Below are 21,055 nucleotides of genomic sequence, written 5' to 3'. Positions count from 1 at the left end.
GTCAGCCTCCGCTCCAGGCATCGTACATTCCGTGGAAACCCCGAAAATCATAGTACGGCATTTTCGTTGCGAGAATGGGCGGTGTGTTTCGAATGAATATGAACTGAAGATCTGCATCGATCGCGCGGATTTCTGCAGCTCTTGCTATAGGCTCACGAACAAATCTAACGTTGCCGCTCACCGTCTCGGAAGAGCCATCTGTAGAGCTCGAATTCTCACCCCAGGTCTCAGACCGAGAGCTCGAGAAGCTCTCCGTCGTATAGGAATGGGTATACTCGTTGGTTTCGCCCAGCTGCTTCTCCACGAATTCAGATGTCTCTGGATCATTGACTCCGAAGAAGCACATGGCTCCGGCATTGGCAGTGAAGTTGTGAGCCTCGTCGCGATAGATCTCCTTCAACTGACCCATGTTCTGGACGAAGCTCCAGATCTGAATGCCGTATCCGGCGAGATAAGCCAAGCCATCAACGACGGGTCCCATGTAGCCGAGCGTCGGCAACTCATCGAGAAGGAAAAGCACATCGCAAGGCGCCGAAGGCCGCCAGTCCTGCCACGACGCCCAATGAGCTGGACGCGTGAGCTCAGCGATTGCGAGACCAACCATCATGCGGACAACGCCACGATACTCCCGCAGATTTTGAGGAGGAATGACAATATATAGCGTCGTCGGGGAAGGATTGGCCTCAATCGGCCGGCACATCGAGGCCTTCAGGTCTGAGAAACTGAAGTCACTCGACTCCGTTGCCAGAAGGAGATTGGGTGAGTGCCAGATTTGCATCGCCGCACGGCAAGTCGAAGCGATGTTGGAGAAGACTCGGCTCTCGTGCTCAAGGAAGCTCGATGCAAGGCTGACGAGAATTGGCTCCTGAAGCGTGCGAGCATCAATCAAGATGTCTTCTATAACCTTCCGGAGACCGTGAGAGTTTTCGTTATCGCTATCCATGGCAGCCGGAAACAGCAGGCTCATGACCGTTCGCATCGTACGCGCCAGATCGTCTCGCAAGTAGCGCACGGCCGTGTACATCAGCAGCAACGTCAAAAGGTTGCGAGCCTCAACGTCCCAGTATTCCTCGCGCGTTTTCTGCGGCAGCAACATGCTCGCCAGCAGCCGCGCATCGTCAAAGGTCTCGGCTACTGAAACGCCAGTATCCATTGTCCTTATGAAATCGAGAGGATTGTACTTGGCGGAATCCGCCTCTAGGGGCGCGAACCGAAGGACACGGGCATGTCGAAACATCTGCTCCCGGCGGCGTGCGGTGATCGCGTGGTTTTCGCCCTTAACGTCAATGACGAAAGTGCTGCCACCATAGAGCAAAAGGTTGGGAATGATTTGACATGTTCCCTTGCCGGTGCGCGTGGGCGCAACCGTAAGAAGGTGCCCCCTCATCGGGAATTGCAGAACACCCGCATCATTCGCGGGCTTTCCATCTTCGCCCAGTCCAACAACCCCGAGGAATGGCGAACGCCCGTCGGGAAAGTCAGATATGAGGGGCGGACGGGCGAGCGCCCGTTTCCGTTCCTTGATAGCCTTTCTGCCCAAGCTGGCGGAAAGAAGTCGAGCAAGTCGTGGCGGCAACCACGGTGGAAGCTTAGTCCACCGTTGGGACCAGTACTGCCGCCATACAGGAGCCATGTCCTGGGCACGGCGCGAGAGCAAGGTACCGCTCATGCCGCCGCCCCGCGCGCCGGATTAGTAACACCGAACAACTCCGCAAAAGTCTCGTAACTATCGTCCTGCTCGCGGTTTTCTTGCAGCCGTAAAGCCTCGCGTTGCTCGCGCTCCGCATCTTCTCGCAATTGCTGTGCCAGGGCCGAGCTGGCGCGGTCCCTGCTTACGATCTCATGTTGCAGGCGGGCCCGTGAGAACCACATCCATTTATCCGCGGCTCCCAAAAACCTATCAAAGAGCAGGGCCAGGCTCATTGCGTTGAGGCGTCCCCGGTCGCTCAAGAATTTGGTGTCAAACTGATAATCCTCGAATCCGTAGCGAATAAAGGTGAGCTGCTGTTTGAGGCTATGCTGCGCAGCGTTCGTTACACTGACCACCACTGGCCGATGCGCTTCGGGTATTGCCAGAAGAACCTGGGTGATCGGCGAGAAGAAAAGCGGATCCCATTCCAGTCTTGCCGAGGTTGCCGCAAACAAGCCCGTAGCATCGAGGAGCACTGCGTACGTCGGGCGAAACTGCTCCTTGATGAGGCGGCGCAGATAGTCCTGCGAGCCGGAAATTCTGATCGGTTCATCGCTAATCCGGGTAGAATAAAGCGGATACGGTGCGCCGCCGCCCAGTGCGATATCAAAGATGATCAGGCGGCGATTGAAGTCCTCATAAGGCAGTGAGGGCTCATAAGTCTCGGGAAATTCAAAGATGTCGGGGCTGTCGGACGGGTCGGTTTCAGCCTCGATGGGTAAAATATTGCCATACCGTACCGGAGGACGGGCTGGCGTCGGCGGCGGTGGTGGTGGCGCGGCGACAATTTCCGTTCCGGGCTTTAGGAAGCGGCCAAGCAGGAACTGCTGGATGGCATCCCTTTGCTCGACAGGTACTACCCGATATACGGCAATGGCAACCAGCGCCAACGCGCTAGCAAAACCGAAGAAGAATACTTCCAATATCCCCGCCCCCGCGAGAGTTACAACTCCTGATTTTGCGTCCCCCTGCCGTCCCGTCAAGAGGGAGCTTGCAAAATAGACTGTTCGTCGCATACTGGACTGAACAATGGGCGACAGAGAACGGCTTTACTTCCATGATGGCACGTACATCGAGATGGACGCTGGCCCGGCTGTCACCGAGGAGGGGTGGTTAGCGCATTTGGCTCACTGCTCGAGCTTGATAGCCGTAGAGCAGGAGCGGCTGATTGCCGCCGTTCATGGATACAATGACCCGGCCCTGGATGATCTCACCACCTCGATCTGCCGGGAGATCCTATTCTGGTTGAGAGAATATGAGCGACACAGGGCGTCGGTCCTAAACCGCTTAGAGGCTTTCGTCGCATGACACGCCGGCCGCCGCGAGATCCGCGCTCCCTCGTCAGCACCGATTTTGAACCGTCCACAAGGACCCTGACAGTTCACGGAGCGCCGGTCATGATCGATGGCGCCTATGTGCCCGGCTACGAGAGCTACCTCACGAGCACTCTGACTGAAATCAACGGTATGTACCAAAGGTTCAGGAAAGAGAGTGATCGCATCGAAGAGATGAGCAAGGATCCCTCTAGGTCCGAAGAAGCAGACCGGGCTAGGCGAAGGCATTTTGAGATCGTGGATATTCTTTACGCAACAGAAGAAATCATTTGGGATAGGCTTAGCCAAATCGGCGTCAAGAAGGCTTAATACTTGGCTTTGCCGCGGCCAAACCTCGTATCTGGAGCGAATGATGGGAAAGCTCGAAGACTTGGCCGAGAAAGTGGCGGCTGCACGAGATCGATACCGCAATCTCGCTCAGCGGCAGGAGACGCGCATAAAGCAGTTTGAGGCACCCGATCGCGGAAAATATGGCTCGGACGGGGACTTCAAGAAGGAGTTTGCCTCTCTTGAAAAGGAAATCAAAGTCGCGCGACAAGAATTGGCTTTGGCGGAATCTGCGCTGAACAATTTCACCGAGCGCCGCACGCTCGAGCCCGACGCAGCAGCAAAAATGGCGAAAGATGCCGTTTCCCGCGTCGACGAAGAAAGAGAGAAGCGTCTGAGAAAGGCCGCCGGGATCCCGGACCCTACGGGCCCAACCGATGGCCAGCTCGCTCGCGAACGACCTGACACGAGGCCCACCAATGACGGTTTCGACAAAAAGGTCCGCGAGGGCCTGCAGCAATTAGGCATATTGCCGAACGACGATCGCCGCGCCTTGGCCGAAGAGCGCACAAAAAAGCTGGAGGCAGGCCGGGAGGCCGAAAGGCTGCGAAAGCTCGAACGCGCGCGGGAGCGCGAAGAGCCCGCCCTCAATATCCCGGACCCAGACTTGGACGGGCGCTAGTCTTCTACACTTTCTCATGCGAGTGCGCGTAACGAGCACGCCCATCAGAGAACTTGGTGACCTTAGTGGAGTAGTTTCGGTCTGTTCGCCGCATGGAATGCTCCTAAGGCAACAATCATGGGCCGCTTCCCGGGAGCATGCCGGTACTTTATGAGCGGCTGTGTGTCACAAGCGAAGGTGCCACCGTGGAACGTTCTCCAAGACATCCTGAGCGTGAAGGGCAAAGCCCCATAAGCGACACCTCTGTACTTGTGGACGTACCAAGCGACTGGATAGACTAGTACGTCGCACAATTTGTAGCGCGCGTTTGCAATCAAGTACCTGCTCCAGCTAAACAGCCACTCGGTTGTCCTCTCCTGACTAATTTCGTTATCCACATAGGGATGATGGGGCTATGAGTGAAAATTTCAAGTCTTCAGGATGGGACGCAACCGAGTTCAGGATTGATGCTCGCAACAAAGTCAATGAAATCCGCGACATGCTTGACCGCAATGATGGTGAAATAAAAGCACTCATTGGAAAAATCTTCGTCGATAGCAAAGCCCAGGATCTCGTCTTCGAGAGCACTCGCTTAGGACAGCCTGAGATCCGCGGCGTGATGCAAGCATTGAACGAACGCCCTAGCCTTTTTGGACGGGTGCGCATTGGCCGCGAGGCTGAGATCGACAGCTTGTCGCTAGCCTTGTCGCGCAAAGACGATCTCCTTGCGAGCAAGCGAGAGTTCGAAGAGTTCAGCAAGCCAGCTGAGCAGGTCGAGCGCTTGCCGCAGGCCGAGCGGAAGGCCGCGATACCAAACCTCAATCTCGGACGGGACTATTGCGAGCAGAACCTCCGAACACGGGAGGGGAGATACTCTGGTCCTGGTGAACTAGCGGGCACGGGCGGCTCCGTGGGCGCGATGAAGGTAGACAGGAAGAAGTTAGCAGCTGAACGAGATACGCTTTTAGACGCCAACCGCCAGGCCGCGAGAGCGCGCAGGTCGGCGCGCTGGGGCGATCGGGGCGCGCCGGACCTTCAACTTCCAGATCCTGACTTAAACGGCCGCTAGTCGGGGAAGCGTTGGCCGCCCGATGCCCGTAACCGGGTTTGGCCGCGCCTGAGCCCGCTCCAACCCAAATCGCGTCCCCTGTGCCCTACGCAGCGTCAGCACGAGCCGCGAGGCCGCAGTCCGTGTGTTCGATAGGCCTGTGCTCGGCACTGGTTGACCGTCGGCGAATCCGGCAGGTTCGGTGCTCTGTTCGTCTTGCGTGGGGCCCGGCTGGTTGCTACCGTGGGCTGTGGCGGGGAGTGCGCACTTATGGGTTTGCAGGCAAACCCGCGCACTGCCCCATGGAGGCGAGCGTGGCTATCTACAGCCTGCATCACACTCCTGTCGGCAAGTCCACGCAGGCGCAGCCGTATACGGCCGCCGCGCACATCCGTTACATCACCCGAAAGGACGCACTCAGCGCCATCCGGCAGGCACGTTTTCCTGCGCGGACACCCCGGGAGGTCGCGGACTACCTCCGCGGGTGTGAGGACAGGGACCGCAAGAACGCCCGCGTGCTCGACAAGGTGATGCTTGCCCTGCCCCGCGAGTTGAATGAGGAGCAACGGATCGGTCTGGTCAAGGACTTCGCCGAGCATGTGACCAAGGGAAAAGCACCTTGGCTGGCCGCCTTCCACACCAAGCGGAAGGACGCCCGCAACCCGCATTGTCACCTGGTGATCCGCGACCGAGATCCGTCGACCAACAAGCGGGTGATCGGCACTAGCGAAATTGGCAGCACCGAACGCTTGCGGCAGCAGTGGGAGGATTACGCGAACCGAGCCCTTGGTCGCGCCGGCCATAAGGAGCGTATCGACCGCCGGACGCTTGAGGCTCAGGGCATTCAACGTGAGCCGACCATTCACGAAGGTCCGCAGGCCCAAGCCATGGATCGTCGCGGTGCGCGGCCGGACTCGCGCTCGCGGCGCCGCAGAAACCGGCCCGGTTCACGACGTAGCCATCGTGACGTGGACTATCGCAAGATCGACAAGGGGCGTAGCCGGCCCGAGGTAAACCGCGCTCGGCGGGCTGGCGGACGAGAGACCGAGCGCGACTATTGGGACGCGATCGACGCCGACAGCCAGCGCCGGGAGATTTCCGGGCTTCGCGGCATTCACAACCCTCATCGTGCTGAGCCAGCGGAAGAGCCGCGGCGGGTACGGCCGTCCTTCAAAGCACGCAAGTACCCGACCCGCGATGGCGGACCGCGGGACGAGAACGGAAAGATCATCAACATGGCGGACCACAAGCGAGCGAAGGACCGGGCCCGCGAGCGCCAAGGAGCGCTCCCTCTTGGCCAGGGCGGCGAGACCGGGAGCGCTAATGTCAAAGCCGCGCGCAATGGCGAGCGCGAAGGCCCTGGCTTGACGCGCAAGAGCTTCTCGCAAATGCGGGAGGCAGAGAAGGGGCCCGACCGACCACCCCCAGAGCAACGGCAACCGACCTTCAGCGAACGGCTCGCGTCAAAAGGTGCCGCGCGCCCGACCGCGAAGCCGGCGCCCGCCAGATATCGCGGCCGCAAACCCGGGCGCGTAAAGCCGGACCGCGGGGAAGACCACACTCCCGAACGATAGTAACGGCATGGCTGTCGGCCTGTCAGAAATCATTTGCGAGCCGTAATATATAGTATTACGGTGGTAATATAACGAAAGTACAATCATGGCCAACCATGAGCGCATGAGTATCAGCATCGACGGGCGGCGCGCGGCCGAGATCCGCAAGCTTGTTGAATCCGGCCGTTTCAGAAGCATCAGTGAGGCCTTCGAAGAAGCCGCGGTCATCCTCATCGAGCAGCAGAACGAAGAGACCGCCTGGTGGGCCGAGACGGTCAGCCGTTGCGAGCACGCCGAAAAATGCCCCGAGCAGATGATCGAAGCTAGCGCACTGTTTGAGAGGGTTCGCGCCGATATCGCCTCCATGAGCAAGGCGTCATCCCTCAAGAAATGAAAGCCCGCGTCCTGGTCTTCCATCCCGCGGCTCGCGCCGATCTCGGCCGCGCGTGGTTGCTCGTCGCCCAGAACGATGGCGAGGCGCGGGCCTACGCCCTGCTTTCGAAGTTGGAAGCGTTTTGCCTGCGTCTCGCTGAGTTTGCCGAGGTCGGTACCCGCCACGACGACCGTTACCGCGGGCTGCGTAGCGTCGGGGTCCCGGGGCTTCGCAGCGTAACCGTACTCTTTCTGGTACGGCCCGAAGTGGTTACCGTCATCCGGATCGGATACCTGGGCATGAATGTCTGGCAAGACCTGCCCCGGCCCGCAAACGACAACACGCCGGAGCGATAGCCGGTCGCGCGGCAGAGCTATTGCGTCCAGGTGCTCTCCGGTGGGCTCTTCTTCACCTAGTGACGCCTCGTGCCGCTCGTGAGCGGGTCAGAGTTCTCGTCCAGTACCTTCAGAACCCCGCCCGCCTCCAGCCCAATCGATTTAATCGAAGCCTCGTCAATCTCACCGTTGACCACCGCCGCGTCGCTGTTGGCAGCTGTCAACGCAACCTGCACGGCCTGCTCCGGATCGTCGACCGCGACGGCATACATTTCATGGCCGATTTTTCCGTCGTCTCTTACGACCCCAACCGTCACCATCCATCCCACCATGAAACTGTTCCTTCGAGCTCGAGCTTGATGCTGCCTCACAGAGCCCGCCTTTCTAGCCTGTGGTGTCCGGCGGCTTCAACCTGGAAATCGTCGAGCAGCTGACGTTGTAGGCTTTGGCAATGACCTTTTGCTTCTCCCCGGCCATGCGGCGTGCCAAGGCGGCTTGGCGTTGTGCCACGCCGAGCTTTGGCTTTCGCCCAAACTTGACGCCATTCTGCCGGGCGCGTTCGCGTCCGGCGCTCGTGCGGCGAATGATGTCTTCGCGCGTTTTACGGGCGATGTAACCCACGAGGGCCGCCAACACTTCGCCAAGTTCGTGCGTGGTGTCCGCCCAGGGCTCTGCCAATGACTTATAAGCAGCGCCGCGCGACGTGATCTCGGCCAGGATGCTCAGCATCTTGAACGGGCCGCCACGCGTGAGGCGATCGAGGGCCGAGACAATCACAACATCTCCCGGCCGCAGTCTCCGCAGGAGTTGGGAGAGCACGCGGCGATTGTCCTTGGTGCCGCTTTCCTTTTCGCAAAACACCCTCTTGCACCCTGCGGTGTCGAGTTGGGCGATCTGAATGTCCAGCTCCTGGCCGGAGGTGCTTACACGGGCGTACCCGTAGACACGCATGGGATTCAATTGCTCGCTTGCAAAACTCCTGAATTTTGCAAGCCCCCCTTCCCTGCGGTGGGTCAACGCGTCGCCTCCCGCGATTGTCGAATCTTTCGAGGAAGTTATTCGGTGCATTGAAACTTTTCTGACTGCTTCTTGTTTTTCCCGAGCCTGAGCTTTTCCGGCTCATGCGTAAATCAGGAATTTCGCTATCACGGCACACGACTGCGCAATTCGCAATCACCGACGATTGCTGCGCATTTCGTGGGGGTTTCATGCCAGAACGGCTCATTCCCGACTACACCGAGCAACCGGCGTACCTAGGCCCCATCGCAGTCATCGCTGCGCTCGTGATCGTTTGCGGGGCCGCAGCGCTGTTCTACTTTCAATTGGCGTCTCCGGAAGAAAAACGCGCCCTGCTGTCGCTCTTTCAGGATGCACCACCCGTCGTCAAGAAGGCGGGGCCGGTGAGCCGGTTCGGTAAGGTTTACGCCAGTCTTGATGTCACGACGCTACCAGTTGCTTTCGAACAAAGGAGTGAGGCTGCCCGCCTCCTCGACCAGCTCCAACGCGAGCCGTGCGACCGCGAAGCTATAGAGCCGCTGGCCAAGCTGATGGTCGAGTCAGGCTATCCGCGGGAAGGCGCCAGAAGCGCCATTCGGTTCGGTGAACGGTGTGGTCACAATGACGACCTGCTTGAACTCGCTTATGCAGCGTTCACGCGATTGGCAGACTACAGCGTTGCGCTCAGCGTATCCGAAGAGATGGTCAAGTTCAGTCCCGCAAGGCCGCGGTATAGATTTTTGCGTGGGACGGCTTATGAGCGCTTGAAGGACTACAAGGCAGCACTCAGCGACTTTATCAGCACGCTGCAGCTTTTCACGGACCTATCCAACGTTGCCGCCACTGAGTTCTACAGGATCTCCCGCATGTACGATGCCGTAGGACGCCCATGCGATGCAATAACGCCTCTGGAGATGTTCCTCTCCTACGACGTGGCCAACCGACAGACTCCGCAGATTTCGCAGCTGATTTCAGAATATGCCACCAAGGGCAATTGCCGGGCGTCCTACGCCACCGGCAGCGATCGTGTCGTAGTCGGTACCCGCAACATCGTTGAGGTCACTATAAACGGGGCCAAGGGCCGCATGATCGTTGATACCGGCGCATCGATGGTTTCGATGACGCCAGCCTTCGCGGCTCGGGCGCGCATCCTGCCCGACGAGAGCAATCCCATCACCTTCCAGGTCGTCGGTGGCACGGTACAATCGGCCCCCGGCAACGCACAGCTGATCGAGATCGGCAATGTGCGGGCCGCCAATGTTCCGGTCGCGGTTGAAATGGGCAACGCCGCCGCGTACGGCCCGCAAGTTGACGGCCTATTGGGCATGACATTTCTAGCACGGTTCAACATAACACTGGCCGGGGGCGCTCTCGAACTGAAGCCGCGAACACTGAACTGACTTGAGTCCGCCAGCCGACGTTTATCCATCAGCCGAGAGGTTACTATGCATTTTTCGTCACTGCTTGTTGTCGCCGCCGTTGTGATTTCAGGTCCGGCCATGGGCCAGCAAAGGCCCGCGAAACCGCAGCCCAAGCAGGCTGGCACGTGCACCTACGATGACTGCGTATCCGGCGCCAAGGCGCGTGGCTGGAGCGGGTCGGAAGCAAGCAATTGGTGCGGCCGCAACCCCGGTGGGTGTCCGCCACGTTGAAGTGATTCCAGGCCGGACCCGCTGTCTCGCCGAACATCTATAGCACCGTCGTGGGTGCCAAACAGGAAGCCAGCATGGTCGACTTAGCCGCCTGCCAAGCTCGAAAGGCCAAACGATAGCAAGTTTGACCGCTCGGGAGCGGCAAGGTCAGTCGGAGGGCAAGCCGCCCTTGTCGCCGCTGATCTTGCCGCATTTCCCATTGCCTTGTGGAGAGGGAGAGCCGCTGATGCGCCCTCCATGAGCCGCTTGCCGCCGCCCGTAAGGCTTGTGGTATGTTGGCGGAATGTCATTTGACTTCCTGCCAACCGATCCGCTCGAGCGGGCCACGATGCTGGAAAATCTGCTGGTCGCCCGCGCGACCGGCGACATGACTGCCAGCACGCAGGATTACGAGCAGCTCAGGCGTGACTTCGTATCTGATCCTGCCCTCAAAGCCTTGTTGCCTCCCTTTGTTCGAACTTGTCGTACCCTGGATGTATTCTGGCCCTTCATCAAGGAGCAGGCCGCGACATACGCTGATCGCCGACGGTTCATCGGTGAGGCTTTCACCCCGCTTATTGAGCACCTTGAGGGTCGCAACCGGGCGCCAGCAGATCACGTCGTATCAGACGTCCTCCAGACATTCGATGCCGATGGGGTTCATGCCGTCTGGAGCAAAGCTCTGAATCGGCGAACCCAAGATCCCGAAGGCGCAATTACTGTCGCCCGCACGCTCCTCGAAAGCGTCTGCAAGCGCATCCTCGACGACCTTCGTGTGCCATACTCGGAGAAGGACGACCTTCCGAAGCTTTACGGGCTTGCGGCGAAGGGTCTCAACCTCGCGCCTGACCAGCACACGTTGGAGCCAATCAAGGCCATCCTCGGGGGTGCCATGAACCTGGTGAACGGCATCGGGACCTTGCGCAATCGACTGAGCGACTCCCATGGTCGGGGTGGCAAGCCAGTAAAGCCATCTCCGCGGCACGCAAGTCTGGCGGTCAATACCGCGGGTGCTATCGCCACATTCCTGGTCGAAACCCACCTCGACAGGAAGCCAGCGCCCTAGCCGCCCTGCGCACCTTCTGCGCAGGCACGACGCTTCACTCTCGCAGCGTTCCCTCCCGTCTCTCCTTGGCGTCCCCCAGCCATGCTCATCGGCTGACCTGACGCTGATTTCCGTCCGCCGCAAGGGTCAAGCCCTCGCGCAGGCGCGCCCTCACGGGTGCGGCGGCCGTCTCTCCGCGTCTCTCCGGTCGCCGACATGGCCGGTGGCCGCAAACAAGGAGAGACGAGATGAGCAAGGAACGCTTCGATATTCACCAGCACCTGACCGACCGCATTGTGGCGGCGATCGAGGCCGGTGCAGGACAATGGCAGATGCCGTGGCATCGCCACCCCGTCAACATCGCCTCGGGCAACAAGTACCGTGGCGTCAATGTTCTCGGCCTTTGGGTCGAGGCCCAAGTCAACGGCTATGGTTCGCATCTGTGGGGCACGTTCCGGCAATGGGCCGACAAGGGAGCCAGCATCCGCAGGGGCCAGAAGGCTTCCTACGTTGTTTTCTACAAGGAGATTGAGGTCGACTCCCCTGAGGACGGTGAAGACGAATGCAAGCGCCGCCTGTTTGCGCGGGCAACGCCGGTCTTCAATGCCGATCAGGTCGACGGCCTGACCGAGGTTCCGGTCGCTGCTCCCGTCGAGGAGTTGCAGGACGTCGATGGCTTCATTTCCCGCACCGAAGCGAAGATAGTTCACGGCGGCAGCCGCGCCTGCTTCATCCCGAAGCTGGACGAGATCCACATGCCGCCGCGTGACGCCTTCACCGGGTCCGCGAGTTCAACGCCGACCGAGGCGTACTACTCCACCCTGCTCCACGAGCTGACCCACTGGACCGCCCTGCCTCATCGCTGCGACCGAGACCTGTCCGGACGCTTCGGTACCGAAGCCTACGCGATGGAAGAGTTGGTCGCTGAGCTTGGCGCTGCGTTCTTGTGCGCCGAGCTGGAAATTGCTGTAGAGCCGCGCACAGACCATGCGCAGTACCTGGCTCACTGGCTGAACGTGCTGAAGGCCGATAAGCGCGCGATTTTCACCGCTGCGTCAAAGGCCGGCGAAGCTCTAACTTTCCTGCGCGGATAGACTGTGCTCCGCCCCGGCGGGCGCAAAGCTCTTGCTCCGACGCCGCCGCTTGGGCAAGATCAACCTCAGATAGATTCACCTGAGTATAACGCTTCCATCCCCCGGCATCGGGAAACGAGCGCGCTGCAGCGCATCATTTTTCATTATCGCGGTTTAATCATGTCCCAGGCACACGAAGACGCCATTCAGTCGGAGAAGTACCCGCCCAAGGCAGACCAGAATGGGAAGCCCGCCGAGGCCGTCGTTGCCGCCGCGAGTCAGGCCGTGAAATCGCTGCTTGAGGCGCTGACGGAATTCGGAAAATTGGCACTTGTCGTTTTCGTATTGGCCTTCCTGTGGAGCAACCGGATTCCGGTCGAGAACTATGCCGTCCAATGGCTAAATAGCGCAAACAAGCTGGGCTTTCTGGGCTGGAGCATCGAACGGCAGGCTTCCGTCGAGGAAGCCGTTGCCAAAATTGTCAAAGACAAGAAGGAGTTCACCAACGCAAAATTTGCGGAAGGCGCGATTGAACGCGCTGCGCGGAATGCACCCGCCATCGTTGGTTCTCGTATACTCTGGGTGGACGACCACCCTTCGAACAACCACCTTGAGCGCAATGTGTTGGAGGCGCTGGGTATTGAGGTCTTTACGGTCAAAAGCAACAAGGAGGCACTTACCTTTCTGCCCGTCGTGCGGCCGGACCTCGTGATAAGTGATGTCGGCAGGGACAATGAGGAATCACTCCCGTTGCGCAACTGCCCTGCTCATTACTTTCAGGTTGCAGACAGAAAGGATCTAGTCGCCGTCAACGCCGATCTGATGCAAGGGAAAACGAAAGACGCTGGCTTCAGTTTGCCTGAAGCTATCTCGACGGTCGATGCCAAGTACACTGACCATCTTAGTCCTCGGATAGTCTTCTACTCGGGCTCCGCCGGGGGAAATTCGGCAAGCCAGTGCGCAAGACTGGTGACCAACCGTCCCGATGTCCTGTTGCACAACGTTATCAGCGCATTGGAGGAAATCCGATGGGAAAAGCTCAAGAAGCAGCCTGAAAAGGAAAAACAGTCCGAGAAGAAAGACTAGCTCGTATCATGCCGGCCCCGGTGTCTTTCCTGCAACGCCCCGTCTAAACACGTGGCCGCACTGCCACGCCGCTGGCGACATAAAAGGCAGCCACGCTGCTGAATACAGCTTTGCGCGGTAAGCTTCCGTCGTGCACGGACACAATGCCCGCGTTGCTGCGTTCGCCCTGATAGGGGCATCGGTGCCGCATGCCCACTACCTCCCTCGAAGTCTCCGGCACCATTAGTGCCACCAGCTTCTACACTTCAGGCACCGTGCGGGTCGGCGGCAACGGTGCTGAGAGCTGCTCCACCCCCGCGGACTACGGCAAGAACCGCTACAACCCCGCCACTGGCCACATGCAGGTCTGCGTCCCGCGCTAATTCTGCTCCCACTTGGCGCTTATGGGACACCTTCTCATCGGCAGGTGAGTGCAACACCATTCCACGATCTGTCGGTTAGCGTATCGGTGTCCAGATCGGCCAACTGCGCGCTTCTCGTGGGGCTAAGCTTACCCTTCGCCAGCTTGATTGCGCTTCGCGTGGCAGCATCGAACGTACCTGATACTTGGCGCTTGAGATTGGGATCGCACAGAGCAAGGACGTACTGTAGCGATTTCACACTGTCTTCATCTCCGAAGGCAAACTTTTCGAACGCGGTTAGATATCCGCGATCGACGCCCTGTGAATCAAGGCTACAGTCCCTCGAATTTGAGAGCAGTTGAGCCTCCGTTAGGCTTACGATGCGGTCCTCGGTGTTGCTAAATGGAGGTGCTCCGGCGCGACCTTGAAGCGCCCCGAGCTTCGCCTGCCGGATGGCGCCCCTGGTCTGAGAGTCAAAAGCGCCGCTAGGTGACACACACAGGTTTTTCTGAAGCGAGCGGATAACGGTGGTTGCCATCCCCTGTTCGATTCCAGTCACACGTGCCACTTCCGGCATTTCGATGCTCTGCACCGATGGACGAGGGAGGACCTCCGCGATCGGCATTTTCAGCTCTCGAATCATTTTCAACTGCTGTTCGAGATATTTGTCGCGAAGGAAGAGCGCAGGCGGCATCTCTAGACCGTTGTTTGACAACCACCCTTGAACACGCTCCAGGTTATCGGGGCTGGAGTTCGCGAAAGAGCGGATTTGGTTTGCCGCGATTTCTTCATCCGACACCGAATCCTCGGTCTCGTCATCCTCCTCTTTCAGCTTAGCCAGCTTCGAAAGAGCTTCACTATCGAAGCGAAGACCGAACTCACTAAGAAGATCGTTGAGCTTGCCAATCGCCTCTTCCCATTCCTCGGCGTTCGCGAGTTTTACCAACTCTTGCATTCGCGTCTTGATGCGCTGAAACTCCGATATTCTTTCGTCTAACCGCCGCAACGTTTCGGCAAGGTCAGCCTGCTTACCCTCCAGTGCCTTCGCGGTCTTGAGTTGTTCCGCATCAGCCATTATCGCCTTGGCATTTTCTTCTCCAGCCTTCTTCTGTGCATTCTGGGCCTCAATAGTGGCGTCGGCTGTCAGTTTGAACAATTTGGTGATTTGATCGACCTGGGCCGAACTGACCGTTGCCATCGTGCCATAGGTTCGGATTAGCGTGTCCCCGGAAGTGACCATCCTGTCCTTGTAAGTCTGATTGATATTATCAATGCTTTCCTTATAGGCCCGATTAATGACTTCCAACCTGCTCTCATTATCGGTGTGAGTCTTTCGAAGCGCCTCTTGAAACTGCAATATGGCGTAGACCGCCAAGCAGGAAATTATGATCAGGGGAGCGAGAATTCCAAGAACGCGCAATGCATCCGAAAGGAAGTCCCAAAGCGTGCGCCCAACGATATGTTGTGCTGAATTGCTGTCGGTGCCAGCGGGCTTGCCCATTCTTGTCTCCGGCATTTTTCGTCAGAATAAACAGGTGCTTCAAACTGCGCGCAACATATTCAGTGCAATTCTATCCTGTTTTAGATTGGCCGCACCAAGAAAGTATAGCCGCACGGACGTCGCTACCTTTGCGGGAGGTGTGGGGGGGCGATGCCGAGCGCAAACAGGGACCCAAGCCGGGCTTCCTTCCGGTTGGGGCAAAATCGGCAGCTACCAGCGCTCCCTCCGACGGTCAAAATTGGAAATGCTGGCTTGCGATGCACTGGCAGCGAAACCTGCCCGACCCCCGCCGACTACGGCAATAACCGCTACAACCCCGCCACCGGCCACAAGCAGGTCTGCGTCTCGCGCTAGGGCTGGCTCGCTAGAACTTCACAGCGCAATCGGTGGCGTTACACTGGTTAAGCAGGAAGCGGCGGCGGAGCAACAGCGGGAGAATCCTCTGCTGGGAGAGCGTCCATGCACCTTCGCTCGTGCTCTTCGTCGGAGATCTCCTCGACCCGCTCCAGGAGTACTGCGAATCCGACGATATTGCTGAAGGCCCAGCCCTGTCCGACACCCGCGCCGGCCATCGAACCAGTCATCATGTTGCTCCAGTCAAGCACTTGGCCGTACTCGAAGGTTTGGGCGGAGGTAAGGGGAAACATCGCCTTGACCGACATCTGCTCGCGATTACAGAACGCCATCACTTCATTCAGTCCCTTCTCAAGCGCAGCGTAGTTTGGGTCATGGTAATGCTTCGACCAGATGCCGTCGCTCCAGCGGCTGGTCTTGCTGCTCTCCGTCCGCACCGTCTGGCCGAACGTCCGATATATCCACGATGTCGTAACCCATTTCTTCATTGGCTTCATTCCTGCTCAATCATCCCAACCGATATCCACGAACGTCAGCCGCGCGTTTGGCGATCCCGGCGCAAATCCCAGCACGTCGCACGTTCGTCCATCCCTGATCGGGGCGTCCCCCAATAGCGTCAGTTCGCCCTTGCGGCCCAGACGGCCTTGCACGGCGTAGGGTGCCGGGCTGCAACCGCTTTTGAAGGTGTAGGCAGTGCCCACCACGGTCCCGCGCTTGTCCATCCCGCCCTGGAAGAGCACCGCTCCGCGCAACTCCGGCGGAAGACCCTTGCGCAGCTCGTCGTATTCGATGCGGACTGCCCCGCTCTTGTAGAAGGACGCTCGCAAAATCGAGCCATTGTGCGAATAGTTGCGCACGTCCCTGGTCTCGAAGGAATCTCGCGGTCCTGCTTGGGGAATTGCGTGCGGAACGCCGCACGCCACAAACGACAACCGGTCAATGGAGATCTCGTGTAGATCGGGCTGGTCACATGCCATCGTCTCCAGGACGCGCTGCCCGAGCTCGGTCTGAATGCGAACCGGACACTCGCGGATGCCGCACGCAACGCCCGCGCTCAGCATGGTAACCAGGAGCCGCCGCCCGTCAGCATTGAAGAACCAGCGGCGGTAGACTTTGACACCCCGCGGTCCGACCCAGTCGACGTCGTTGAGTTCATCCTTCCAGAACGAGGAGAACTCGGGATCTTGGGGATTCTGAACTGTCACCTCAGAGTAGGCCAGCTTCTCCGTCAGCAGCGGGCCGGCCTGGCTGGGCAGCACAGTGGTGATGATGTGCAAGGCCACAAAGATCAGCGCCGTCCGAATACGGCCGACAATCGACTGAAAATTCATCAAGCATGCCCCGGAATCCAACGGAGCTGTCATAGCCAATAGCTTTTGCGGACTGCTTGAACCGAAAGGTGACATTTTATGGATTTACTCTGCCAGGCTACGCCTCGGCACGACCTTAAAGCTGATCTGGCACAGAGCGCCGGCGGCACCGACAGCGAAACCTGCTCCACCCCCGCCGAGTACGGCAAGAACCGCTACAACCCCGCCACCGGCCACATGCAGGTCTGCGTCCCGCGCTAACCACGCCCGCGCGGCAACGCCACCAAACCCCAGGACTTCACCCCGAACAATCGGGTGAACGTCCAAAGCCACGGATTTGCAACAAATCCGCCATTCCACCCAGCAAAACTTTGCAAATCCGTTGCCTCGACTCGGCTCCTTGAATCTTGCAAATCCGTGACACGAGGTCATGCGGCGACGTTGCAGATCCGTCACCCACCGGCTTAGCGGAGTGCCGTTCTTCGCCGCCTACTTGACGAACTCCGTCATCGTCTTGCCCTTGTCCACCACGAAGACGTTCATCATCTTCAAAGACGTGGACCCACCTACCTTGAAGCCGGCGTGCGGAACGTCGCGGGCGTTGATGATGGCGGCACCCGTCGGCAATTCACGATGGCTGCCATCGGGCAGATCGAGGGTGGCGCCCTGGAGCACGTAGACGATCTCCTCGCCCGGATGGATGTGCCTTGCCAGCGCCTCGCCCGGCGGCACCTCCACCACCACTACGACAACGTCCATGTCCTTGCCGGTCAGGTCGCCTCGCTTCAATTCGGTTCTGGTGATTGAGCTCTGGGCGCCGGCAGGACCGGCCAGGATTGCAAGAAGCAGCAGAGACATTGCGGAACGCATGCGAAGCCTCCCAAAACAGATGAAAATCAAGTGGTCAGAAGCTGCGAAAGCCGGAGATTATACCGCAACGCCAGGCTGCGCCATCCCTTTTGGGCAACGCAGGAACGGCTACAGCCCGCTCCGCATGCAGATCGTCATCCCTGGCTAACTCATGTTAATCGCGGCAGCAGGAATGGCGCGCTCAATGGAGTCGCCCGCGAAGCTTGTTGATAATCTCCCGCAGGCCGTTCGCGTACTCCTCAATAAGCCGCAGAATCTGCTCGGAGCGCGACGGGCTCACTTTCGGCGCTTCTACGTCGGGAGACCGCTCTTGATCGGGCTGTGTCATTGCTCGCAGTCGAGGCCGACCCGAAGAGGCTCTCTTGATTCAAATCAATGCCCATGCAGGCCTGCGTCCCGCGCTAAAAAGCCTAAGCCAACCTCTCAGCTGGGTTTCAAGGCCCCAAACCCGAGCGGACTTGCGTTGACAAACAGAACGGCAACAATCGCCGCCAATCCAATCAGCACCACAACGGGGACGTAGCCGAAAAGGAAATCGGTCGACTTTTTGAAGCTGGTGGCTTCCCGTGTGTCGCTGAGCGAAAGCAGTTTCTTCACTTTGCCATCCGCCCGCTCTTCCGCCGCGAGGTTCTCCCGGATCCAGTAAGCAGCGTAGACAGTGAGGAAGAACAACGCACCGGCCATCGCGTAACGTGAAGGATGATCCGGCCTTATGTTCTCTTTGGAGGTCAAGGCAATCATTCCCCCAATCACCGCTACCAGAATAGTGACCGCCCACGAGAAAATGTCCCATTGCTTCTTCCTGCGATAGTCGAGCTCGTAGCGTGCGAACTCCAGAACCTTAGGATCAGACTCGGCTTTTTGCGGGACATCGGACATCTCTCTACCTCCAGTACTACCGCCTCCCGGAGCCTACCTCGGCTTTTACCGATTGCAATCCAAGATAGTCAGTAATGGGCCCGCCCAAGATGGCGCGTTGGAATGCCAACCGGGCTCTACGCGCAGGCGCGCCGGGCCAAGAGGTCCCGGCCTCCGGTCACGATCCCTCGCGCAAGGACACGCCCCCGCGGCAACGCCACCAAACCCCAGCACTTCACCCCGAACAATCGGGTGAACGTCCAAAGCCACGGATTTGCAACAAATCCGCCATTCCACCCAGCAAAACTTTGCAAATCCGTCGCCCGCACAAGGCACCGTAAGAGTTGCAAATCCGTCACCCGCCAGGCGCCGACCTTCTTGCAGATCCGTGACACGGCAGCACGTGCGCGCCACGTTTGGACATGGCCGCCGATCACGCCCGACGAACACGATCCACGTCACCGAGACCGTCAGACATCAAGACGCCGGAGCGCTGTCCCCACTGCAACAGCACGCGGCTGGTAAAGAAGGGCACCCGTACCAAGAAGCTGGAGACCGTGGCGATGATGAAGTGCAAGGCCTGCGGCCGCACGTTCACGCCGGGCCCGCGCGCGCTGCGCAACAAGACCTATCCGCTCACCGAGATCCTTGAGGCGATCACCACCTACAACCGAGGCCACAGCCTGGCCGAGACCAGTGCCCTCTTGTCCTCGCGATACGGACATACTGTCAGCGGGCCGACCATCTCGCGCTGGGTGAACCAGCACCTGGCACTGACCACATACTCGCGGCTGCGTTCCGCCGGCAAGCGGCTCTACAGCCCGCGCCGGCTTATCCGCACCAGCAAGCTCTATCACCGGCAGGTCTACGAGTTCGCGTATCACCGCGCCAAGCTCGACCTGCTGCGCAAGGGAATGCTCGACCCTTTCATCCAGAGCAGGGCATCGCAGCCTTTTCAGAGGCTTGCGAATTTTATTGAAAGTATCCCGACAGCCTGCCCGCACGCGCTCTTCACCCGTGAGGACGCGGTACGCGGTTCGCAGCTTGGGGCCGCCTTCATCGACACCGGCAGCCTGCAGGTTATCGAACGCCAGAACGCCGCCACTGACACCGCAGCCCTGATCATTCCGGGAGTCGGCAGCAACCACCAGAGGCACGCCCTCTTACAGCGGTTCATGCTGGTCAACGATGCTGCGACCATCGCCGTCGAGGTGCCAATCTGGCTGGATGAAGCGGGTATTGCCAGCCTGGAGGCCGAGCATGGCATTGAGCTGGTGCCCAAACAGGTGAGCCCGGACGGTGGCCACGCGCCGAGGCAGGTCACCGGACACATCGACTTCCTGCAGGTGCGCAATGGCTGCCTGCATATTCTGGACTACAAGCCGGATGCCCGTACCAACCAGCCGTTTGCCCAGCTCACGATCTACGCGCTGGCACTGACCAGGCTGGTGCCCGGCCTGCGGCTGTTCAACATCAAGTGCGCCTGGTTCAACGAGACCGCCTACAACGAGTTCTATCCGCGCAAGCTGGTGCTTTGAATGATCTCTCTCCCGACCGGCGGATTGCTGGCGGGAGGCGCTACCGGCACACTTCCACGGCTCGCAAGGGCAACGCACCTCCGTGCTAAACCAAGAAGAAAAAGGAGGTCGCGATGCGTACAGCGAGCGCCTTCCTAAGGCTTGCATGGAAGGGGCTTGAACTCGCGTTCAGCTTCACCATCAGGCTCTAGGAAAAAAGGAAAGGCCCCATTCGCGTGGGGCCTCCCTAGCTAAACCAAGCTCGTGCGTTAGCGAGCAAAGGATTCATACGTCAAAATCAAAAAAACTTCAAGTTGTATTGATGTCTATCGCACCGCAGCCGGCACGCATCAAGGGTCAAGACGAGCGGCAGGGCCGCCCTTGACGCGCGCCGGCCGCGGTGCAAGGGGCTGGGCATCACCTACGCCGCAGTCTCGGCATAGGTGCCGTCGCATCAGCTGCGGATTTCGCCCCACGAGTGGCTAGGTGTAGCCGCGCTCATGAAGATCGGTCGCGCGCGTGAGTTTGAGCGGGTCTACCCAGTCCATCCCGCTCGGCTGAATGAAGGTGCCTTTGACGTCCAGATGACTGGCGATCGGGAGGCGGGTGCCACGGCCGGCATACGACCTCCACCTGGGAGGCATCAGCATGCCAGGCGCCGCCTCATCAAAAACCCGCGTCTCGTCGAATGCCCAGATTTTCGAATAGTTGCCCTTGAAGGACCGTTGGAGCAGAGCCCGAGGGATTCCAAGCCTCGCGGAGGCCGGCGCAAGCAGCATCTGTTCAAGGACATCAATGATACGCCGATTGAAGGCCTCGCCTTCTTCTGGGCTCAGGTAATATTGCGCGCGATAGCCACAGCGGCCGTTGAACAGCTGATCGAAGAGGTGCTCTGACAACGGAATCTGGCTAACGATACGGTAAGTATCCGGTGGCGCTTCCTTGTCTTCAGCCGGTTGCCACTGGAATTCTACCTGCTTAACCGCCAGAGCCGTTTCCGTGGCAATGGAGAGCTGGGCAATCAGGGCGTCGCTTGAAACCTCTTCCAGCAGACGCTTGCGGCGATCCGCACCGAAAAGATTGGTCACATCCCAATCTGAGCTAGGAACTGATCGCATCGCTCGTCTCGTCTCCGTTGGCACCTCAAGAATCTGGTAAGGCTCACAGCTTAGAGTCAGGTCCAAGAGACGGCCAAGAAGTTGTGCTGACCGT

General features: G+C 59.2%; 24 protein-coding genes. 14 read left to right on the top strand and 10 right to left on the bottom strand.

Annotation, left to right across the window (positions count from 1 at the left end; translation table 11 throughout):
• Position 1: 1 nt before the first annotated feature.
• Both AC0L2J_RS16860 and AC0L2J_RS16855 read right to left on the bottom strand, forming a co-directional pair.
• A complete protein-coding gene (locus AC0L2J_RS16860) occupies positions 2 to 1,669 on the bottom strand; it encodes a type IV secretory system conjugative DNA transfer family protein (RefSeq protein WP_473392191.1) in 1,668 nt (555 codons plus the stop codon).
• Positions 1,666 to 2,613 (bottom strand): hypothetical protein, encoded by a 948-nt coding sequence (locus tag AC0L2J_RS16855; protein WP_473392187.1) that lies wholly within the window; start codon positions 2,611 to 2,613, stop codon positions 1,666 to 1,668. Before AC0L2J_RS16855 ends, AC0L2J_RS16860 begins: the two co-directional genes overlap by 4 nt.
• A 106-nt stretch (positions 2,614 to 2,719) precedes the next feature.
• On the opposite strand from AC0L2J_RS16855, the gene AC0L2J_RS16850 reads away from it, so the two are divergent.
• From AC0L2J_RS16850 to AC0L2J_RS16820, 7 genes are all read left to right on the top strand, one after another.
• On the top strand, positions 2,720 to 2,998 hold the full coding sequence (locus AC0L2J_RS16850) for a hypothetical protein (RefSeq protein WP_473392183.1): 279 nt from the start codon (positions 2,720 to 2,722) through the stop codon (positions 2,996 to 2,998).
• 89 nt (positions 2,999 to 3,087) lie between these two features.
• On the top strand, positions 3,088 to 3,333 hold the full coding sequence (locus tag AC0L2J_RS16845) for a hypothetical protein (protein ID WP_473392180.1): 246 nt from the start codon (positions 3,088 to 3,090) through the stop codon (positions 3,331 to 3,333).
• A gap of 43 nt (positions 3,334 to 3,376) precedes the next feature.
• Positions 3,377 to 3,973, top strand: a complete 597-nt coding sequence (locus AC0L2J_RS16840; protein WP_473392176.1) for a hypothetical protein — start codon at positions 3,377 to 3,379, stop codon at positions 3,971 to 3,973.
• 394 nt (positions 3,974 to 4,367) lie between these two features.
• Positions 4,368 to 5,021 (top strand): hypothetical protein, encoded by a 654-nt coding sequence (locus AC0L2J_RS16835; protein ID WP_473392172.1) that lies wholly within the window; start codon positions 4,368 to 4,370, stop codon positions 5,019 to 5,021.
• Between the two features lie 293 nt (positions 5,022 to 5,314).
• A complete protein-coding gene (locus AC0L2J_RS16830; protein ID WP_473392169.1) occupies positions 5,315 to 6,574 on the top strand; it encodes a MobA/MobL family protein in 1,260 nt (419 codons plus the stop codon).
• An 85-nt stretch (positions 6,575 to 6,659) separates the two neighbouring features.
• Positions 6,660 to 6,947 carry a ribbon-helix-helix domain-containing protein gene (locus AC0L2J_RS16825; protein WP_473392166.1) on the top strand — a complete coding sequence of 96 codons (288 nt, stop codon included), beginning with the start codon at positions 6,660 to 6,662 and terminating at the stop codon, positions 6,945 to 6,947.
• Complete coding sequence (locus AC0L2J_RS16820) at positions 6,944 to 7,282, top strand: type II toxin-antitoxin system RelE/ParE family toxin (protein ID WP_473392163.1); 339 nt, start codon at positions 6,944 to 6,946, stop codon at positions 7,280 to 7,282. The genes AC0L2J_RS16825 and AC0L2J_RS16820 overlap by 4 nt, the downstream gene beginning before the upstream one ends.
• A 56-nt stretch (positions 7,283 to 7,338) precedes the next feature.
• Here AC0L2J_RS16820 and AC0L2J_RS16815 read toward each other — a convergent pair whose 3' ends face one another.
• Both AC0L2J_RS16815 and AC0L2J_RS16810 read right to left on the bottom strand, forming a co-directional pair.
• Complete coding sequence (locus AC0L2J_RS16815; RefSeq protein ID WP_473392159.1) at positions 7,339 to 7,593, bottom strand: hypothetical protein; 255 nt, start codon at positions 7,591 to 7,593, stop codon at positions 7,339 to 7,341.
• Positions 7,594 to 7,645: 52 nt separating this feature from the next.
• Positions 7,646 to 8,278: a recombinase family protein gene (locus tag AC0L2J_RS16810; protein WP_473392156.1), complete on the bottom strand. Its 633-nt coding sequence runs from the start codon at positions 8,276 to 8,278 to the stop codon at positions 7,646 to 7,648.
• 191 nt (positions 8,279 to 8,469) lie between these two features.
• Here AC0L2J_RS16810 and AC0L2J_RS16805 point away from each other — a divergent pair, with 191 nt between their 5' ends.
• The 5 genes from AC0L2J_RS16805 (at position 8,470) to AC0L2J_RS16785 (ending at position 13,454) form a co-directional block, all read left to right on the top strand.
• On the top strand, positions 8,470 to 9,657 hold the full coding sequence (locus AC0L2J_RS16805; protein WP_473392153.1) for a retroviral-like aspartic protease family protein: 1,188 nt from the start codon (positions 8,470 to 8,472) through the stop codon (positions 9,655 to 9,657).
• A 535-nt stretch (positions 9,658 to 10,192) separates the two neighbouring features.
• Positions 10,193 to 10,954: an abortive infection family protein gene (locus AC0L2J_RS16800; protein ID WP_473392149.1), complete on the top strand. Its 762-nt coding sequence runs from the start codon at positions 10,193 to 10,195 to the stop codon at positions 10,952 to 10,954.
• Between the two features lie 227 nt (positions 10,955 to 11,181).
• The gene (locus tag AC0L2J_RS16795; RefSeq protein WP_473392147.1) at positions 11,182 to 12,027 is read left to right on the top strand and encodes an ArdC family protein; all 846 of its coding nucleotides are present in this window, start codon (positions 11,182 to 11,184) and stop codon (positions 12,025 to 12,027) included.
• 3 nt (positions 12,028 to 12,030) lie between these two features.
• Positions 12,031 to 13,092, top strand: coding sequence for a response regulator (locus AC0L2J_RS16790; protein ID WP_473392142.1), 1,062 nt, complete (start codon positions 12,031 to 12,033; stop codon positions 13,090 to 13,092).
• 188 nt (positions 13,093 to 13,280) lie between these two features.
• Positions 13,281 to 13,454 carry a hypothetical protein gene (locus tag AC0L2J_RS16785; protein WP_473392138.1) on the top strand — a complete coding sequence of 58 codons (174 nt, stop codon included), beginning with the start codon at positions 13,281 to 13,283 and terminating at the stop codon, positions 13,452 to 13,454.
• 34 nt (positions 13,455 to 13,488) lie between these two features.
• Here AC0L2J_RS16785 and AC0L2J_RS16780 read toward each other — a convergent pair whose 3' ends face one another.
• The 3 genes from AC0L2J_RS16780 to AC0L2J_RS16770 form a co-directional block, all read right to left on the bottom strand.
• Positions 13,489 to 14,934, bottom strand: coding sequence for a hypothetical protein (locus tag AC0L2J_RS16780; RefSeq protein ID WP_473392134.1), 1,446 nt, complete (start codon positions 14,932 to 14,934; stop codon positions 13,489 to 13,491).
• A gap of 401 nt (positions 14,935 to 15,335) precedes the next feature.
• On the bottom strand, positions 15,336 to 15,776 hold the full coding sequence (locus AC0L2J_RS16775) for a hypothetical protein (protein ID WP_473392131.1): 441 nt from the start codon (positions 15,774 to 15,776) through the stop codon (positions 15,336 to 15,338).
• 15 nt (positions 15,777 to 15,791) lie between these two features.
• The gene (locus AC0L2J_RS16770) at positions 15,792 to 16,619 is read right to left on the bottom strand and encodes a hypothetical protein (RefSeq protein ID WP_473392128.1); all 828 of its coding nucleotides are present in this window, start codon (positions 16,617 to 16,619) and stop codon (positions 15,792 to 15,794) included.
• A gap of 78 nt (positions 16,620 to 16,697) precedes the next feature.
• Between AC0L2J_RS16770 and AC0L2J_RS16765 the strand changes: the two genes are divergently transcribed.
• Entirely contained in the window at positions 16,698 to 16,859 is a 162-nt protein-coding gene (locus AC0L2J_RS16765) for a hypothetical protein (protein ID WP_473392125.1), read from the top strand.
• Between the two features lie 228 nt (positions 16,860 to 17,087).
• On the opposite strand, the gene AC0L2J_RS16760 is transcribed toward AC0L2J_RS16765, so the two are convergent.
• Positions 17,088 to 17,468, bottom strand: coding sequence for a cupin domain-containing protein (locus AC0L2J_RS16760; protein WP_473392121.1), 381 nt, complete (start codon positions 17,466 to 17,468; stop codon positions 17,088 to 17,090).
• A 423-nt stretch (positions 17,469 to 17,891) separates the two neighbouring features.
• Positions 17,892 to 18,347, bottom strand: a complete 456-nt coding sequence (locus AC0L2J_RS16755; RefSeq protein WP_473392117.1) for a hypothetical protein — start codon at positions 18,345 to 18,347, stop codon at positions 17,892 to 17,894.
• A gap of 401 nt (positions 18,348 to 18,748) precedes the next feature.
• On the opposite strand from AC0L2J_RS16755, the gene AC0L2J_RS16750 reads away from it, so the two are divergent.
• Positions 18,749 to 19,864 carry a transposase gene (locus AC0L2J_RS16750; RefSeq protein WP_473392113.1) on the top strand — a complete coding sequence of 372 codons (1,116 nt, stop codon included), beginning with the start codon at positions 18,749 to 18,751 and terminating at the stop codon, positions 19,862 to 19,864.
• A 461-nt stretch (positions 19,865 to 20,325) separates the two neighbouring features.
• Here AC0L2J_RS16750 and AC0L2J_RS16745 read toward each other — a convergent pair whose 3' ends face one another.
• Positions 20,326 to 20,931, bottom strand: a complete 606-nt coding sequence (locus AC0L2J_RS16745; RefSeq protein ID WP_473392109.1) for a hypothetical protein — start codon at positions 20,929 to 20,931, stop codon at positions 20,326 to 20,328.
• Positions 20,932 to 21,055 lie beyond the last annotated feature (124 nt).

This window comes from Bradyrhizobium sp. MV1.5 (assembly GCF_055807615.1).
This window is presented reverse-complemented; position numbering and strand designations above follow the sequence as displayed.